This is a genomic window from Nocardia seriolae NBRC 15557, assembly GCF_007990715.1.
Classification (GTDB): domain Bacteria; phylum Actinomycetota; class Actinomycetes; order Mycobacteriales; family Mycobacteriaceae; genus Nocardia; species Nocardia seriolae.
On record NZ_BJWY01000080.1, the window covers coordinates 19,080 to 35,088 of the forward strand.

At 70.5% G+C, this 16,009-nt stretch carries 16 protein-coding genes and 1 pseudogene; 6 read left to right on the top strand and 11 right to left on the bottom strand.

Annotated features, from left to right (window positions below; translation table 11 throughout):
• Positions 1-9: 9 nt before the first annotated feature.
• From NS2_RS22820 to NS2_RS22830, 3 genes are read right to left on the bottom strand one after another with little or no spacing between them, the layout of a single operon-like run.
• Positions 10-777 carry an enoyl-CoA hydratase/isomerase family protein gene (locus tag NS2_RS22820; RefSeq protein ID WP_033089400.1) on the bottom strand — a complete coding sequence of 256 codons (768 nt, stop codon included), beginning with the start codon at positions 775-777 and terminating at the stop codon, positions 10-12.
• Complete coding sequence (fabG, locus tag NS2_RS22825) at positions 774-1,517, bottom strand: 3-oxoacyl-ACP reductase FabG (RefSeq protein ID WP_033089401.1); 744 nt, start codon at positions 1,515-1,517, stop codon at positions 774-776. Before fabG ends, NS2_RS22820 begins: the two co-directional genes overlap by 4 nt.
• On the bottom strand, positions 1,517-1,969 hold the full coding sequence (locus NS2_RS22830) for a MaoC family dehydratase (RefSeq protein ID WP_033089412.1): 453 nt from the start codon (positions 1,967-1,969) through the stop codon (positions 1,517-1,519). Before NS2_RS22830 ends, fabG begins: the two co-directional genes overlap by 1 nt.
• A 152-nt stretch (positions 1,970-2,121) precedes the next feature.
• Here NS2_RS22830 and NS2_RS22835 point away from each other — a divergent pair, with 152 nt between their 5' ends.
• Complete coding sequence (locus tag NS2_RS22835; RefSeq protein WP_033089402.1) at positions 2,122-2,820, top strand: TetR-type transcription factor C-terminal domain-containing protein; 699 nt, start codon at positions 2,122-2,124, stop codon at positions 2,818-2,820.
• A 21-nt stretch (positions 2,821-2,841) separates the two neighbouring features.
• On the opposite strand, the pseudogene NS2_RS22840 reads toward NS2_RS22835, so the two are convergent.
• The 4 genes and pseudogenes from NS2_RS22840 to NS2_RS22855 all read right to left on the bottom strand — a co-directional run bounded on the left by NS2_RS22840 (position 2,842) and on the right by NS2_RS22855 (position 6,638).
• Positions 2,842-3,988, bottom strand: a pseudogene (locus NS2_RS22840) (acyl-CoA dehydrogenase family protein).
• A gap of 1 nt (position 3,989) precedes the next feature.
• Positions 3,990-5,141 (bottom strand): acetyl-CoA C-acetyltransferase, encoded by a 1,152-nt coding sequence (locus tag NS2_RS22845; RefSeq protein WP_036547403.1) that lies wholly within the window; start codon positions 5,139-5,141, stop codon positions 3,990-3,992.
• Between the two features lie 40 nt (positions 5,142-5,181).
• Positions 5,182-5,844, bottom strand: a complete 663-nt coding sequence (locus tag NS2_RS22850) for a TetR/AcrR family transcriptional regulator (RefSeq protein WP_228102839.1) — start codon at positions 5,842-5,844, stop codon at positions 5,182-5,184.
• Positions 5,841-6,638, bottom strand: a complete 798-nt coding sequence (locus tag NS2_RS22855; RefSeq protein ID WP_033089413.1) for an SDR family NAD(P)-dependent oxidoreductase — start codon at positions 6,636-6,638, stop codon at positions 5,841-5,843. The genes NS2_RS22850 and NS2_RS22855 overlap by 4 nt, the downstream gene beginning before the upstream one ends.
• Before the next feature lie 126 nt (positions 6,639-6,764).
• On the opposite strand from NS2_RS22855, the gene NS2_RS22860 reads away from it, so the two are divergent.
• On the top strand, positions 6,765-7,658 hold the full coding sequence (locus NS2_RS22860; RefSeq protein WP_033089404.1) for a PaaI family thioesterase: 894 nt from the start codon (positions 6,765-6,767) through the stop codon (positions 7,656-7,658).
• 10 nt (positions 7,659-7,668) lie between these two features.
• Here NS2_RS22860 and NS2_RS22865 read toward each other — a convergent pair whose 3' ends face one another.
• On the bottom strand, positions 7,669-8,346 hold the full coding sequence (locus NS2_RS22865) for a hemerythrin domain-containing protein (RefSeq protein WP_033089414.1): 678 nt from the start codon (positions 8,344-8,346) through the stop codon (positions 7,669-7,671).
• 102 nt (positions 8,347-8,448) lie between these two features.
• Here NS2_RS22865 and NS2_RS22870 point away from each other — a divergent pair, with 102 nt between their 5' ends.
• Both NS2_RS22870 and NS2_RS22875 read left to right on the top strand, forming a co-directional pair.
• On the top strand, positions 8,449-11,154 hold the full coding sequence (locus NS2_RS22870; protein ID WP_147207282.1) for a BTAD domain-containing putative transcriptional regulator: 2,706 nt from the start codon (positions 8,449-8,451) through the stop codon (positions 11,152-11,154).
• 73 nt (positions 11,155-11,227) lie between these two features.
• The gene (locus NS2_RS22875) at positions 11,228-11,683 is read left to right on the top strand and encodes a nitroreductase/quinone reductase family protein (RefSeq protein ID WP_228102840.1); all 456 of its coding nucleotides are present in this window, start codon (positions 11,228-11,230) and stop codon (positions 11,681-11,683) included.
• A 7-nt stretch (positions 11,684-11,690) separates the two neighbouring features.
• Here NS2_RS22875 and NS2_RS22880 read toward each other — a convergent pair whose 3' ends face one another.
• Together NS2_RS22880 and NS2_RS22885 are read right to left on the bottom strand one after the other, a co-directional pair.
• Positions 11,691-13,232 carry a SulP family inorganic anion transporter gene (locus NS2_RS22880; RefSeq protein ID WP_071344062.1) on the bottom strand — a complete coding sequence of 514 codons (1,542 nt, stop codon included), beginning with the start codon at positions 13,230-13,232 and terminating at the stop codon, positions 11,691-11,693.
• 4 nt (positions 13,233-13,236) lie between these two features.
• A complete protein-coding gene (locus tag NS2_RS22885; RefSeq protein WP_033089406.1) occupies positions 13,237-13,644 on the bottom strand; it encodes a DUF7144 family membrane protein in 408 nt (135 codons plus the stop codon).
• Between the two features lie 215 nt (positions 13,645-13,859).
• Between NS2_RS22885 and NS2_RS22890 the strand changes: the two genes are divergently transcribed.
• Entirely contained in the window at positions 13,860-14,234 is a 375-nt protein-coding gene (locus NS2_RS22890; RefSeq protein ID WP_033089417.1) for an SHOCT domain-containing protein, read from the top strand.
• 30 nt (positions 14,235-14,264) lie between these two features.
• The gene (locus NS2_RS22895; RefSeq protein ID WP_033089407.1) at positions 14,265-15,737 is read left to right on the top strand and encodes an MFS transporter; all 1,473 of its coding nucleotides are present in this window, start codon (positions 14,265-14,267) and stop codon (positions 15,735-15,737) included.
• Between the two features lie 45 nt (positions 15,738-15,782).
• Here NS2_RS22895 and NS2_RS22900 read toward each other — a convergent pair.
• On the bottom strand, positions 15,783-16,009 hold a 227-nt coding region (locus tag NS2_RS22900; RefSeq protein ID WP_147207283.1), incomplete at its 5' end, for a potassium channel family protein.

Here is a 16,009-nt window from a genome sequence, read left to right on the forward strand (position 1 = left end):
GGTTTTCGGTCATCGTTCCGTGCCCTTCCCGGTGAAGGCTGCGATGCCTTCGCCCGCTCCGTCGTCGCGCAGATGGTCGAGTACCGCGCGTAGTTCGAGTTCCAGGCCCTGGTCCAAGGGGAGCCGCAGGCCCTGGTTGACCAGAGCCTTGGCCTTGGCCAGTGCGACGCCGTCGCGTTCGGCCAGCCGGTGCGCGAATGCCGTGACCGCGGTGTCGAATTCGGCGGCCGGGTAGACCCGGTAGGCCAGTCCCCAGGCCTGGGCTTCGGCGGCGGTGAGGCGGTCGGCGGTGAGAATGTGGGCCAGGGCGCGTTGGCGGCCGACCAAGCGGGGCAGACGCTGACTGCCACCGCCGCCGGGGATCTGGCCGAACTTGGTGTGGGTGTCGGCCAGGATCGCGTTCTCGTGCAGCAGGACGATGTCCGCGGCCTGGGCCAGTTCGAATCCGCCGGCCATGGCGTAGCCCTGCACCGCGCAGATCACCGGCACCGGCAGGGTCTCGATCACCGCGCAGGCCGCGGCGAAGTTGGTGAACAGCCGGGCCATGGCCTCGCGGCCTTCGGCGCGCAACCGTTGCAACTCGTGGAAATCGCCTCCGGCGCAGAAGTTTCCGCCACTGCCCCGGATGAGGATCACCCGCGCGTCGCGGGCGGCGTCGACGAGTCCGTGTTCGAGCTCGCGGCCCAGTTCCACGGTGATCGTGTTCATCTGCTCGGGCCGGTTCAGCGTAAGCGTCGCCACCGGGCCGTCGATGGAGATCAGTACCGGTTGGCTCACATCAACCGCCCTCCACCGACTTCCAGCACCGCGCCGGTCATATAGCTGGACAGGTCCAAGGCCAGGAACAGCGCGACATCGGCGACCTCGGCGGGTTCGCCCGCGCGCCGCATGGGGATGTCGGCCTCGCGGGCGGCGAAGACCTCCGGCTTCATGGCCTCGGTCATGGGTGTGCGGATCAGGCCGGGTTGGATCGCGTTGACGCGAACTCCCTTGTGCGCCAGCTCCTTGGCCGATGCCTTGGTGAGCCCGACAATGCCCGCCTTGGCCGCGCTGTAGTTGGTCTGGCCGGGGTTGCCCGACTTGCCGGACAGCGACGACATATTCACGATCGACCCGCGCCCGGCCGCGCGCATGACGGCCGACGCCGCGCGCACACCGAGCCAGGTTCCCTTGAGATGCACCGCGATCACGGCGTCGAAATCCTCGGGGCGCAGATTCCGCAGCGAGGCGTCGCGGGTGATCCCGGCATTGTTGACATAGATGTCCAGGCCGCCGAATTCACGCACCGCGAGGTCCACGAAGGACTCGACATCGGCTTCCGCGGTGACATCGCCGGGCGCACCGACGACGGGCCCGGCGGCGCTCAACTCCTCGACCGCTCGTTTCACCCGATCCGGATCGAGGTCCGCCACCACCACTTTCGCCCCGTGCGCCAGCAGCACCCGTGCGATCTCGAGCCCGATGCCCTGGGCCGCACCGGTGACGACCGCCGTCCGGCCCCCAACCAGCCCGCCCATCAGGCGACGAACCGCACGATGGACTCGATCACGCAGGCGGGCTTGGCCGATCCCTGCACCTCCATGGTGGTGTGCACCTTGCCCTGTACACCGCCGGGCACCCGGGTGACGGTCCCGATCACCGCGGCGGCGCGAATCTTCGAGCCGACCGGCACGGGGGCTGCGAAGCGCACCTTGTCGAATCCGTAGTTCACCGCCATGCTCACGCCCTCGACCGTGTAGAGCTGGTGCATCAGCACCGGCAGCAGTGAAAGCGTGAGCAGCCCATGCGCGATCGTCCCGCCGAAGGGTCCCGCGGCCGCCCGCTCCGGATCGACATGGATCCACTGGTGGTCATCGGTGGCGTCGGCGAAGGTGTCGATGCGCTGCTGATCGACCACCATCCAGTCGGTGACACTCAGATCGGCGCCCTCGGCGGCCGCGAACTCGTCCAGATTGCTGAAGACCTGCACAACCATCTCCCTAGCAGTTTTGAATTTAATATAGATTCAGAATGTGACGCCGGTCAACCTCGCGACGAGGCTCCGGCGACGCGTCCGAGCAGTCCGGCGCGCCCGAATCGGGCACGGGCGAAGTGATCCCGCACCGCCCGTATAGTCGACACGTGGTTAGAAAATCCGCTGCGGTCACCGCCGCCGACGCCCCGGACCAGGGCGGGCCGGAATCCAAGGCCGCCCGCACCCGTACGCGCATCCTGGACGCGGCGGCATTCGTGCTGAGCCGCAAGGGTTACGGCGGCACCCGGCTCTCGGATGTGGCCGAGCACGCCGGGCTGCAGGCCCCGGCGATCTACTACCACTTCCCGTCCCGCGAGGATCTCATCGAGGAGGTCATGTGGGCGGGCGTCGCCAGCATGCGCGCCCACGTCACGGCCGTCCTCGACGAGCTGCCCGCCGACCTCTCGCCGCTGGACCGCATCGATGCCGCCGCGGAGGCGCACCTGCGGCACGAGCTGGAGATCTCCGACTACACCACCGCCGCCATCCGCAATGCCGGGCAGATTCCCGAGCGCATCCGCGCCCGTCAGGTCGCCGAGGAGAACGAATACGGCGACATCTGGCGCAAACTCGTCGCCGACGCCAAGGCCGAGGGCCTGCTGCGCCCCGAACTGGATCCGCGGGTGGCCCGCATGCTGGTGCTGGGCGCGCTCAATTGGGCAGCCGAATGGTGGAACCCGCGCCGCGGCTCGCTCGACGTGGTGGTGCGGACCGCGCAGACCATGATCCGCAACGGCCTGTCCCCCGAGAACGCCGAGGCCGAGGCGGCCAAGCCGAAGCGCCGCGCCCGCCGCGCCACCGCTTGACCGAAGGCCACCGCTCGACCGTCAGCCGACGAGATCGCGGCCGATGATCTCCTTCATGATCTCGGTGGTCCCCGCGTAGATGGTGTGGATGCGGGTGTCGGCGTAGGCGCGCGCGACCGGGTACTCCATCATGTAGCCCGTACCCGCCGTGCAGTTGCAGACACCGGTCGACGACCCGCTTCTGCAGCTCGCTCAGGTACCACTTGCCCTTGGCGGCGTCGACGGCGGTGAGCTCACCGGCGTTGTAGGCCAGGATGGTCCGATCCACATACGTTTCGGCCACATCGAGTTCGGTGGCCATCTCCGCCAATTCGAGACGGGTGTGCTGGAAGTCGGCGATGGCCCGGCCGAATGCCCTGCGTTCCTTGGTGTATCGCAGCGTCTCCTCGAAGATGACGCGGGCGCGCGCAGCGGTCTCGGCGATCACGCCGACCCGTTCGGGGACCAGATTGTCGAACAGGTGGAACAGGCCGTGCCCCTCGACGCCGAGCAGGTTCGCCTGCGGCACGACCACATCGTCGAAATGCAGCTCGGCGGTGTCCTGCCCGTGCAGTCCGAGCTTGCGCAGCGGCGCGCCGCTGGTGAACCCGGCCATCCCGCGCTCGACGACGAACAGGCTCAGACCGCGTTTGCCCGCGGCGGCGTCGGTCCGGGCCGCCACCACCGCGATGTCGGCGCTGGTGCCGCTGGAGATGAAGGTCTTGTGCCCGTTGAGAATCCAGTTCTCACCGTTGCGGACGGCGGTGGTGGTGCCCTGGAGATCCGATCCGGCCCCGGGCTCGGTCATGGCGATCGCGCCCAGGAGGTCACCGGTGGCGAAGCCCGGTAGCCAGCGCCGCTTCTGCTCCTCGGTGCACAGGTTCAGCAGATAGTGCAGGACGATGTCGTCCTGTAGACCCAGGGTCACCGCGAACGAGGTGGCGTGCACCCGCGCGGTCTCCTCCTTCACGACCAGGCGATAGCGATAGTCGGTCTCCCCCGCCCCGCCGTACTGCTCGGGGACTGCGAGGGCGTAGACGCCGGTCCGCGCCGCCGCCCGCAGCGCCTCGCGGTCCACCAGGTGCCGGTCGTCCCAGTCCTGGAGGTGCGGAACCACGGTGCGGGCCAGGAATTCCCGCACGGTGTCGCGATAGCGCTCGTGATCCTCGGTGCAGAGGCCGCGTTTCACCTCAGAGCCTTTCGATAATGGTGACATTGGCCTGGCCGCCGCCCTCGCACATGGTCTGCAGGCCGTAGCGGCCGCCGGTGCGCTCGAGTTCGTGCAGCAGGGTGGTCATCAGGCGGGCGCCGGTCGCGCCCAGCGGGTGGCCCAGCGCGATCGCGCCGCCGTTCGCATTGACCTTGGCCGGGTCGGCCCCGGTGTCGCGCATCCAGGCCTGCACGACGCTGGCGAACGCCTCGTTGATCTCCACCAGATCGATGTCGCCGATGGACAATCCGGTGCGCTTCAGTGCCCGCTGGGTCGCGGGAATCGGGGCCGTCAGCATCATGACCGGGTCGTCGCCCAGCACGGACAGGTGGTGGATGCGGGCGCGCGGGGTGAAACCGTGGTCGGCCACGGCCTTTTCGGAGGCGATCAGCAGGGCCGCCGAACCGTCGGACACCTGGCTGGAGACCGCGGCGGTGACGCGACCGCCGGGGACCAGGGTGGGCAGGCCCGCCATCTTCTCCGCGGTGGTGTCCGCGCGCGGGCCCTCGTCGCGGGTCACGCCCTCGAATTCCTGGATCTCCCGGTCGAACCGGCCCTCCCGCTGGGCGCGCAGCGCGCGGGTGTGGCTCTCCAGCGCGAAGGCTTCCATGTCCTCGCGGCTGAAACCCCAGCGCTCGGCGATCATCTCGGCGCTGCGGAACTGCGAGATCTCCCGGCTGCCGTAGCGTGCGGCCCAGCCCTTGCCGCCGGCCCACGGATCGGTCGCGCCGAAGGGCGCACCGGCGGTGAAGGAGCTCAGGATCGGGTACTGGGTCATCTTCTGCACGCCGCCGGCGATCACCAGATCGGAGGTCCCGCTCATTACCGCCTGCGCGGCGAAATGCACCGCCTGCTGCGAGGATCCGCACTGCCGGTCGATGGTCACGCCGGGCACGGTCTCGGGCAGGCCCGCCGCCAGCGCGGCGGTGCGCGCGATGTCACCGGCCTGCGAGCCGATCTGGTCCAGGCAGCCGTAGATCACGTCGTCGATGGCGGCCGGATCGAAATCACCGCACTCCACCAGGCAACGGATGACGTGCGCGCCGAGGTCGGCGGGGTGGGTGTCGATGAACCCGCCCTTGCGCCGTCCCACCGGGGTGCGGACCGCGTCGATGATGTATGCCTCGGGCATTGACTACTCCAGACTCTCACGGTTTCTAAAGCAGATTCAATTATTGGTTCATGGCTGTGCGCAGGCGATTTCTGGCCCGGGTCAGCGGCGGGCGGCGCTGTCCGGCGCGGCGAGACCGTGCCGCACCAGGGTGCGCGCGGTGGCGATCACCCCCGTCGATGGATCCGCGTTCCCCGTCCCACCATTCGGCGGCCCAGTTCAGCGCGCCGATCACCAGCATGCGGGCGGTGCGCAGGTCCAGATCCGCGCGGATCGAGCCGTCGGCGCGGCCCGCCTCGAGCAGTTCGCGCCAGAGGGCGTGGTACTGCGCGCTTTCCGCGGCGACGGGCGCGCGCAGATCAGCGGGCAGCTGACCGCTGTTGCGGGTCACCGCCCGCGCGAATTCCGACAGTTCCAGCTCCACGCGCAGATGTGCGTCGACGGCCGCCGCCACCCGATCCAGCGGCGCGGTCCCCGGCGGCAGCCGGTCGAGCGCGGCGGCGACGTGGGTGCGCACCCAGCGCTGCCCGACCACCATGACCTCGCCGATCAGCTCTTCCCGCGAGGAGAAGTAGTAGTACAGCGCCAGGGCGCGCAATTGCGCCTCGACGGCGATATCGGTCAGCCGGGTGCCCGCATAGCCGTTGCGCGCCAGCACCTTCGCCGCCGCCGCGAGGATGCGCTCGCGGGTCACCGCGCCCTGCTCGCTCCTGGTCTCGGTCATGGCATGGTGTACCCGCCGCTGACCGAGATCACCTGACCGGTCACCTGGCGGGCCGCCGCTTCCGAGGACAGCCACAGCACCGCGTCGGCGATGTCCTGCGCCACCGTGAGCCGGCGCAGCGGAATGTCCCTGCGCAGGAACTCGATCTGCTTCTCGTTGAACACCGCGTCCTGACCGCCCGCCCAGAGACTGTCCGCACCGACGGCTTCGGGCCCCTCCGGAATGACCAGCCCCGGGCACACCACGTTCGAGCGGATCCCGTGGCGACCGTGCTCGCGAGCGGTCGTGCGCGCCAGGGCCAGCAGCGCGGCCTTGGTCGCCCCGTAGACGCCCTGCCGGATCTGCCCGAACGCGGCGTCGCTGGCGATGAACACCACCGACCCGGCCCCGGCGGCCCGCATGGGCGCGATCGCCGCCTGGGTGCAGGCGATGGCAGTGAACAGATTCACCTCGACCAGCCGCTGCCAGCGCGCCCGATCGGTGTCCTCGGCCAGGAAGTTCGGCACGCTCCAGCCCGCATTGTTCACCAGTGCGTCCAGCCCGCCCCACGCCTCGACGGCCCGGCCGACGGCCGCCTCGGCCGCACCGTCGACGGTCAGATCCGCGACCGCGGTCTCGACCGCCGCCGCCCCGAGCCCGAGAGCTTCCTCCCGCACCCGCTCGGCCTGCGCCTTGTCGATATCCCCCAGCACGATCCGCGCGCCCTCGCGCGCGAACCCGTGCACGATCCCCCGCCCGATATTCGATGCTCCACCGGTGATCAGCACCCGCGCCCCGGCCAACCCGAGATCCAAGAACACCACCTCCGACCTACTTCATATAATCTATTTTCAATTCAAAAAGATACGACGCGACCGCGCCCCAGGCAAGCATGTCCCGATCCCGGGCGAGCGCTACCCCCGCAGCAGGGAAGGCCACCCATGACCTCGAGCACCACCTCATCGGCGATTTCGCCTGCCGCACAACCACCCCGCACGGTCGCGGCCCCCGACCCGATCGCCCGCGCCGCCGAGGTCTCCGTCTTCCCCACCCTGCCCACCGAACGCCGCTTCCACATCACCGCACCCGCCACCGCCGAGGGCCGAGTGCATGCCCGCCAGCTGCTGCCCCTCGAAACCGCCCGCACCGGAACCCATCTCGCCGGATCCCTCGGCCCCCTGGTGGATTTCGCGCTCGGCCGCGCCACCCAGACCGTGCTGTCCCCCACCGTCGCCATTCGTACCGCGACCCTGCGCCTGGACCTGCTCAGCGCCGCCACCGCCCCCGGCGCCACGGTCGACGCGCACGCGAGCATCGTCGACTTCGACGACCACACCGTCTACGGCGAAGCCCTGATCACCACGTCCGACGGCCGCCCCATCGCCCGCGCATCGACCCGAATGCTCATCGTCGCGGGCGAAATCGCACCCACCGACCCCGGCACCGCCATCACCCCTGTCCACCCTCCGACATCCCTGACCGACCTGCTCGCCGCCCGCACCCAGCCCGCGACCACCGACAGCCTCACCGCCCCCACCGCGGCCTGGATGGCCAACCCTTGGGGCATAGCCCACGGCGGCATCCCCGTCGCCGTCGCCGGACTCGCCCTCGAACAGGCCACCCGCCTGGCCGCGGGCCCGGCAGCCGTCCTCGACCCGACGATCACCTACCACCGCCCACTGACCCTGGACGCCCCCGACATCCGGGCCACCACCCGTATCGACCGCCTGGGCGCCCGCACGATCGCAACCACGACCACCGTCTACCAACAGGATCCGGACCGCCCGGCCGCGACCGCCACGGCAGCCCTGCTACGCCACGCGGGACGGAAATAGTCCGATCGGGTTACCACTGCGGATCGGCGCGGTAGATCTCGCGGTATTCCTTGGTGAAGGCGCGGCGGCCGAGCAGGCGCCAGGCGAGGCGGGCGGGAAAGGGCATTTCGGCGAGGAGTTTTCGGCGGGCGGTGGCGGGAACGCCCTGGAGGAGGAAACCCAGGAAGATCAGCCGGCGATCCTTGGGCATATGCGCGCGGCCGCGTTCGCCGAGGGCCTGCCATTCGAGTGCGGTCATGACGTTCTCGACCACGGGCAGGATGTGTCGTTCCTCCTCGGCCAGGTGCTCGTCGAGGGCGTCGGCCAGCTCCCGGAGAGTGGCCGCGAGCCGGTCGCGGATCGATGGGTCGGCGGCAGTGGCGAATTCGATGCCGCGGCGGTGGGCGCGCCCGGTGAGTTCGGCGATCCGCTCGTGCTGTTCCTCCATGCGCAGCACCGAGGCGGCGTCGGCGGGGGCGCGCTCGAGCAGGATCGGCCACATGAGCTCGTCCTCACAGGTGTGGTGCTGGTGCAGACCGGCCGCGAGTTCGTCCAGGAACGCGACCAGGCGCCGGGCCCGCTCGACGTCTCCGGATGCCACCGCCGCGACGAGGCCGGGCAGTGCGTCGAAGTGTCTGCGAAAGGCGTTGTGCACCACGATCATGTCGTAGGCGTCGGGTCGGTCCGGCGCGGTGCCGATGGTGCTCATGCTGTACTCCTGCATCGTCGGGAACCCGGCCACTGTGCGGCCCGCGACTTGCAGACCACTTGGAAGACGCCGCACGTGAGCCCGCCTTAGACTTGCCGCGTCATGGTTCGTATCCGGGTACTCGGCGCACTGACCGCGGCGGACGAACGTGGCGAACTCGACCTCGGCGGTCCGACGCAACGCGGGGTGCTGGCGCGCCTGCTGGTCGCGCGGCGCGAGGTCGTGCCGGTGGATCGTTTGATCGATGACCTGTGGCGCGGTGAACCGCCGCCGCCGCGGGCGCTCGGCGCTCTACAGGCCTACGTTTCCAACCTGCGGCGGTCGCTCGAGCCGCAGCGGGCGCCGCGCACGCCCGCCACCGTGCTGATCAGCCGGACCCCCGGCTACGCGCTGCGGATCGCCACCGAAGAGGTGGACGCGTGGCTGTTCGCCGCCGAGCTGGACGCCGCTGGGCGGCAAGATGATCCGCGAGAGCGGCGGCGCACCTTGGAACGCGCGCTGGCCGCCTGGCGGGGTCCCGCGTACGCCGCTTTCGCGGCGGAGCCGTGGGCGACCGCGGAGGCGGCCCGGCTGGAGGAGCTGCGGCTCGGCGCACGCGAGAAACTCGTGGCCGCCCTGCTCGACCTGGACGAACCGGCGCACGCCGCGGCCGAGGCCGAGATGCTGTGCAGCGAGCACCCGCTGTGGGAGGAGACCTGGCGGCTGACCGCGCTGGCCCGCTATCGGTCCGGACGCCAGGCCGACGCGCTCGGCACCCTGCGACAGGCCCGCGCGGTCCTGGCCGACGAACTCGGCATCGATCCTGGTCCGGCCCTGACCCGGCTGAAGTCGGATATTCTCGCGCAACGAATTCCACTGCGCGAGAACGCGATCACGATCGCGGCGCGGCCGTCGGCGCCCGGAAGCGTCCCCTCGGCCGAACCCGGTCCCGGATTGTTCGGCCGCGCCGCGGAACTCGCCGCGCTACACGAAGCCGCCGCGGGCGTCGGCGCGCGGGTGGCGATCGTAGCGGGCGAGGCGGGCAGCGGGAAATCCGCTCTGCTGCAACAGTTCGGCACTGCCCTGCGCGCGGCCGGGCATCGGGTGGTGATCGGCCGGTGTCCGGAGGACGACGCCGCTCCCCCGGCCTGGCCATGGGTCGAGATCCTGCGCGCCCTGGCCCGCGAGCACGATCCCGGCGACTTCGCGCCCGCCCTGACTCCGCTGCTCGACGACGACATCGGCAGCGCCGAGGACTCCGACTCACCCGACACCGACCGCGCCCACGGCCGTTTCCTGCTGCACCGGGCGGTGTGCGGCTACCTCACCGCCGTCGCCGCCGACCGCCCGATGACGATCCTGCTCGACGACGCGCACCGGGGCGACGCCGAGACCGCGGCACTGCTCACCGCGGTGGCGACCCAGGTGCCCGGACTCGTCGTGCTCGGCTACCGTCCCGACGAGGCACCCCCGCCATTGACCGGCGCGCTCGCCACCCTGGTCACCGCCGGCCGCGCCCGAATTCGGTTGCGCGGCCTCGACATCGAGGACAGCGGCCGCCTGATCGCCGCCCTGACCGGCGGCGCCGCCGCGGCCGCGGTGGTCCGGACCCTGCACGAGCGCACCGGCGGAAATCCGTTCTATCTCAGCGAAGTCGCGCGCCTGCTGCGCAGCGAAGGCGAGCTGGTCGCCACCTCGGAAGTCCCCGAGGGAGTGCGGGACGTGTTGCGGCGCAGGCTCTCCCGGTTGCCCGAGACCGGTGTGGCGCTGCTGCGCCTGGCCGCGGTGATCGGCCGGGAGTTCGATGTCGCGGTGCTGGTGCACGCGGCCGAGGTCTCCGAGGACGATGTTCTCGACGCGGTGGAAGCCGGGGTGCTGGCCGGTCTCGTGGACGAGATCGGCGGCGACGCGGACGACCGCGCGGCGGCCGCAGCCGCGGAGGCCGAGGCCCTGGCCCGCGCACTCGGTGACGACGCCCTGCTCGCCCCCGCGCTCCAGGCCCGCGCCTCGCTCTACGATTCGCCGGACCGCGGCCCGCTGGGGGCCGAGCTGATCGAGGTCGGTCGGCGCACCGGCCGCCGCGATCACCTGCTCCTCGGCCACACGATCGCACTGCAGGCCGCCGCATTCTCGGCCGATATCGCCACCGCCCGTGAGCATCTCGACGCGGCCACCGGGCTGGCCGACCGCTATCAGTGGCGGCAGGCGCAGGTGGCCAGCGCCATGGCGGCCGGGCTGCTGGCCCTCGCGACCGGTGACCCGGACCTGGCCGAGCGGCACTATCGCCGAGCCGACGAACTGATCACCGGCGCAGGCATTCTCAATGCGGAGGGCGTCGGGGCCATGGCGCTGTTCGCGGTGCGGCTGCACCAGGGCCGCATCGCCGAATTGGCCGGATTGATCAGCACATTCGCGGCCAGCGCCGTTCCCACGACCGTCGATGCCATGGTGGATTTTCAGGTCCTCGCGCTGCTCGCCGTCGGCGATCGGACGGTGGCGGCACAGGTCCGGCGGCGGGCAAAGCCCATCCGCGACAAGCTGTTCCGGTCGCTGTTCCTGACACTGCGCGGCATGGGGGTCGCGGCGCTGGGCACGCCCGAGGAGGCCGCCGCGAGCTACCACGAACTGCTGCCCTTCCGTGACCGCCTCGCTGGCGCCGACACCGGTTCCTACGCGGTGGGTCCGGTCGACACCGTCCTCGGCGACCTGGCGGCCCGGCACGGTGCGGCCGCACAGGCCGCCGAACACTACCGGGCCGCACTGCGTCTCGCCCGGCGCTGCGGCAACCCGACGTGGATCGCGGCCGCGGCCGGACGCCTCGAGTCCTGATGCTTCACTGGTCGTTCACAAGCCGGACCCGGACCATTGCTCCCGACGATCCCGACCGACCGAGGAGCACCCTGTGCCGCACGCCCGCCGCTTTCGCGCCGCCACCGATATGTATCTGAAGACCGTCACCACGGCGCACCGCGTGCTGCTCGACCTCAGCGGTGGCCGCCTCGGCACCCGTTTCAAGAAGATGCCCACCCTGGCGCTCACCACCGTCGGCCGACGAACCGGGCTGCCGCACACCGTGATCCTCACCGTCCCCGTCGTCGAGGGCGACACCTATCTGATCGTCGCCTCGCGCGGCGGCGACGCCGTCGCCCCGGATTGGTACCACAACCTGTGCGCCGATCCCGCTGTCGAAGTGTCGTTCCAGCACGGCCCGAAGCAGCCGATGACCGCTCGCGTGCTCACCCCGCCGGAGCACGACCGGCGGTGGCCGCAGGTCGTCGCCGCGTACCCGGGCTACGACGGCTACCAGCGGCGGACCACCCGCCGAATCCCCTTGGTCCTACTCGATCCCAGGAGCTGAGCGCGGGTCAGGACGGTGCCGGTGCCCCGTCGACCACCCGCACCGCGACGCCGTGCCACGCCAGTTCGGCGCTGAGCTCGACGAGGGTCTCGGCGGCGGTGGTGTCGAACACCGGGCATCGCGCCACATCGAGTTCCACCGCCCGGGTGTGCGGGGTGCAGGCGTGGAGCAGGGTGTGGCCGAAGATCTCGGCGTTCGCGAAGCACACCCCGGTCCGCAACTGCGCCAGCAGCACTCCGTCCGGGCGTGGCCACAACTGCATCTCGACCGACCGGCAGTGCCGGGCGCGGCGGGCCAATAGCAGGGTCGAGAGCACGAGCCCGGCCAGCAGTCCGGGTAGTACGCCCAGGGCGAGCACCGCCAGCGAAGTCGCCACGGCCGCCGCGCAATCCGGTGCGGCCGAACGCTCGTAGACCCGGCCCCGGCGCTGTCGCCACATCAGGTACATGCGGCGGGCGGCCGCCGGGTCGGCGAGTTCGATCATCACCGCCATGGCGAGGGCGGCCAGCACCGCGCTGGGCAGCCGCTCGTAGAGTCCGGCCAGGAACAGCACGGTCAGCACCGCGAGCGCGGCGGCGACCAGGATGCCGAGCCGGGTACGGGTGCGCACCGATACGGCGGCGGTGGGTGGATTGCCGCCGACCACCATCCCCGACAGCACACCCGATCCCAGGTTGGCCAATCCGATGCCGACCAGCTCCCGATTCGGATCCACGGCCCGGTTCGGCTGTGGCACCGCGCCTTTCATCGATCGCATGCCCTCGGCGAGTCCGACGATCAGCACGGCGATCCCCGGGCCGAGCAGTTCCAGCAGGTCGGCCGTGCCGATTCCGGCGGGCCAGGCGGGCAGCGGCAGACCGCGGTCGATCGGATCGACCACCTCTACGCCCCGGGTATCCAGCAGCCACAACCGCGACACGGTCACGGCCACGATCACCACGATGAAGGCGATGGGCAGCGCGGGCAGCCTGCGCCTGCCCGCGCGCAGGGCGAGCAAAGCGAGGCCGCCCAGCAGTGCGCTGGATCGGCCGATGTCGCCCAGGTGCCCGGCGATCCAGGCGCAGCGGTTCCAGACGCTGCCCGAAACCGGTGGCAGGCCCAGCAGTTTCGGCAGTTGCCCGACCAGCACGGTCGCGACCAGCCCGAGGGTGAAGCCACGCAGCACCGGCGGTGCGATGAGCGAGGCCGCGAAGCCCAGGCGGGCCAGTCCGGCCACCAGGCCCGCGCATCCGGCCACCAGCGCCAGGGCCGCGCTCAGCGCGACGAAACCCGCGCCGCCGCCGACGTGCGGGGCGACGATCACCGCCGAGAGTGCGGCGGTCACCGAAATCGGGCCCACCGGAACGCGTTCCGGCCCGCCGAACACCCCGTGGCACAGCAGTGCGGGGATCATGGCGTAGAGCCCGGTCTCGGGCGGGACGCCGGCGAGCTGCGCGCAGGCGAAGCTCTCCGGCACCAGCACCGACCAGATCGTCAGTCCCGCAAGCAGATCCGTGCGCAACCAGCGTCGCCGATAGCCGCGCGGCGACGCGAGCCAGGACCGGCGCACGCGGTCAGGCCGACTCGGGCTGCCAGGAGGCGACCGCCCAGATGACGACCACGTCCAGCAGGATGACCAGGATCGCCCAGGCCGGATAGTAGGGCAGCCACATGAAATTCGCGATGATCGACAGCGAGGCCAGCACCATGGCCGCGATCCGGCCCCATTGGGTGCCGCTCATCAGGCCGATGCCGCACAGGATCAGGACCGCGCCGATGCCGATGTGGACCCAGCCCCAGCCGGTGGTGTCGTACTTGTAGATGTAGGCGACTCCGACCACGTAGAGCTGGTCGGCGGCGACCGCGGAGATGCCCTGCAGGATGTCGAGGACGCCGACGGTCACCATCAGAATGGCCGCGGCGAGCGCCCCGCCGGTGGCGCGGCGGCGCTCCGGGGGCGCGTCGTTCAGCGTGTGCGTCATGGTCTACCCCTCTCCGAAGGAAACAAGAGCGGTACCGAATCTGCGCCATTGCCGAAGAATTCGCCTCGCCCACAGCGAATGAGACGGGTGCGGAATCCGGATCGGGGTGCGCGGCGAGGCGAATCATCCCCCAGGCATGAGGAATTCAGTGCGGGTGGCGACCGATGATCGAACACACGCGGATCGAACACACGCGCACAGAAGGGATGTCGGACATGTCATTCTGGGAATTCATCTGGTTTCTGATCCTGAGCTTCCTGTTCATCGCATATCTGATGGTGCTTTTCGCGATTTTCGCCGACCTGTTCCGCGACCGGGAAACCTCGGGCTGGGTCAAGGCCCTGTGGGTGGTGTTTCTGCTGATCATGCCGTTCCTCGGGGCGCTCGTCTATCTCATCTCCCGGGGCAACGATATGGCCGGGCGCTCGGCCACCGATATGGTGCGCCGCGAGGAAGCCACCCAGGATTACATCCGGCAGGTGGCACGCACCGATACCGCCACCCAGCTGGCCGATGCCAAGAAATTGCTGGATCAGGGTGTGCTCACCGAGGACGAATTCGCACAGGTCAAACGGACGGTCCTGGGCTGAGCCGGGCGAACGGCTCCGGATCGGGCGAGCATGCGCCGCAATCGAACCCACCGGGACCCGGACCGCGCGGCCACGGTACTGGCGACCCTGGCCTGCGGCCAGTTCCTGATGATCCTGGACAGCTCGGTCATGAACGTCTCGATGGCGGCGGTCTCGGCGGATCTGGACACCCCGGTCTCCGGAATCCAGACCGCCATCACGCTCTACACGCTGGTCATGGCAAGTTTGATGATCACCGGCGGCCGGGTGGGCGCGATGCTGGGGCGGCGGCGGGCCTTCGGGATCGGGCTGGTGGTCTACGGATCGGGTTCGCTGACCACCTCGCTCGCCCCGAATCTGACCGTGCTGCTGATCGGCTGGTCGCTGCTCGAGGGTCTGGGCGCGACGCTGATCATGCCCGCCATCGTCGCGCTGGTCTCGGCGAACTTCGCGCCCGCGCGGCGCACCGCCGCCTACGGGCTGATCGCCGCGGCCGGCGCCATCGCGGTGGCGGTGGGCCCGCTGCTCGGCGGCGCGGTGACCACCTCCTTCTCCTGGCGGTACGTGTTCGCGGGCGAGGTCGTGGTGGTGCTGGGAATCCTGTTGCTGTTGCGCCGGATTCACGACACCGAGGCCGATGCCGGTCGCCTGGACGTGATCGGTTCGCTGCTGTCGGTGACGGGTCTGAGCGCGGCGGTGTTCGGGGTGCTGCAATCCAGTGCCTGGGGCTGGGTCCAGCCGCGCCCGGGGGCTCCGCGCTGGGCGGGGCTCTCGCCGACCATCTGGCTGATTCTGTCCGGAATCGCGGTGCTGTACGGCTTCTTCCGCTGGCAGACCCACCTCACCGAAACCGGCGGCGAACCGCTGATCGATCCGGATCTGCTGCGCGACCGGCAATTGAGCGGCGGACTGGGATTGTTCTTCGCGCAGTACTTCGTGCAGGGCGGCGTGTTCTTCACGGTGCCGCTGTTTCTCTCGGTGCTGCTCGAACTCACCGCGCTGGGCACCGGGGTGCGGATCCTGCCGCTGTCGGTGGCCCTGGTGCTGGCGGCGGTGGGGATCCCCAAGCTGGCCCCGCGCGCCGCGCCGCGCACGGTGGTGCGGCTGGGTCTCGCCAGCGTCATCGTCGGAATCCTCGTGCTGATGGGCGGGCTGAGCCCGGGCGCCGATGCCGGAATCGTCATGATTCCCATGATTTTTCTGGGCCTCGGGCTCGGCGCGCTGTCCTCGCAGCTGGGCTCGGTCACCACCGCCGCGGTGCCCGATTCCCGGGCCTCGGAGGTGGGCGGGCTGCAGAACACCGCGACCTGCCTGGGCACCTCGCTGGGCACCGCTCTGGTCGGATCGGTCCTGATCGCGGCGCTCCCCGAGCCCGCCGACACCGCCGCCCAGTACGCGGCGCTGCGCGTATCGCTGGCCGTCACCGTGCTCTTCGCGCTCGCCGCCCTGTTCGCCACCGACCGGATTCCGCGCGCGCCCATCGGCGTCGCGCGTCCGGCGGCACTGACGGGTAACCGGGAATGACCCCGCGGCACGGCCTGCGTCGCGCGCGGGCGCCCCCGCTCCGGTTCAGCGCGAGCCGGGATCCTGGCCGGGCCGGTCGGTCCTTCCCAACTGCTGCCTCCGCAGCCGCACCGAGGCGGTCAGCACACGCAGCGCCAGCCCGATCAGGATCAGGTTCGCCACCATCTGAACGAGCACGAACGCGCGGGTGAGCTGAGCGGTCGCCACAATATCGCCGAAGCCGACCGTGGTGAACACGGTGACACAGAAATACAGCGAATCCAGCCGGGTGC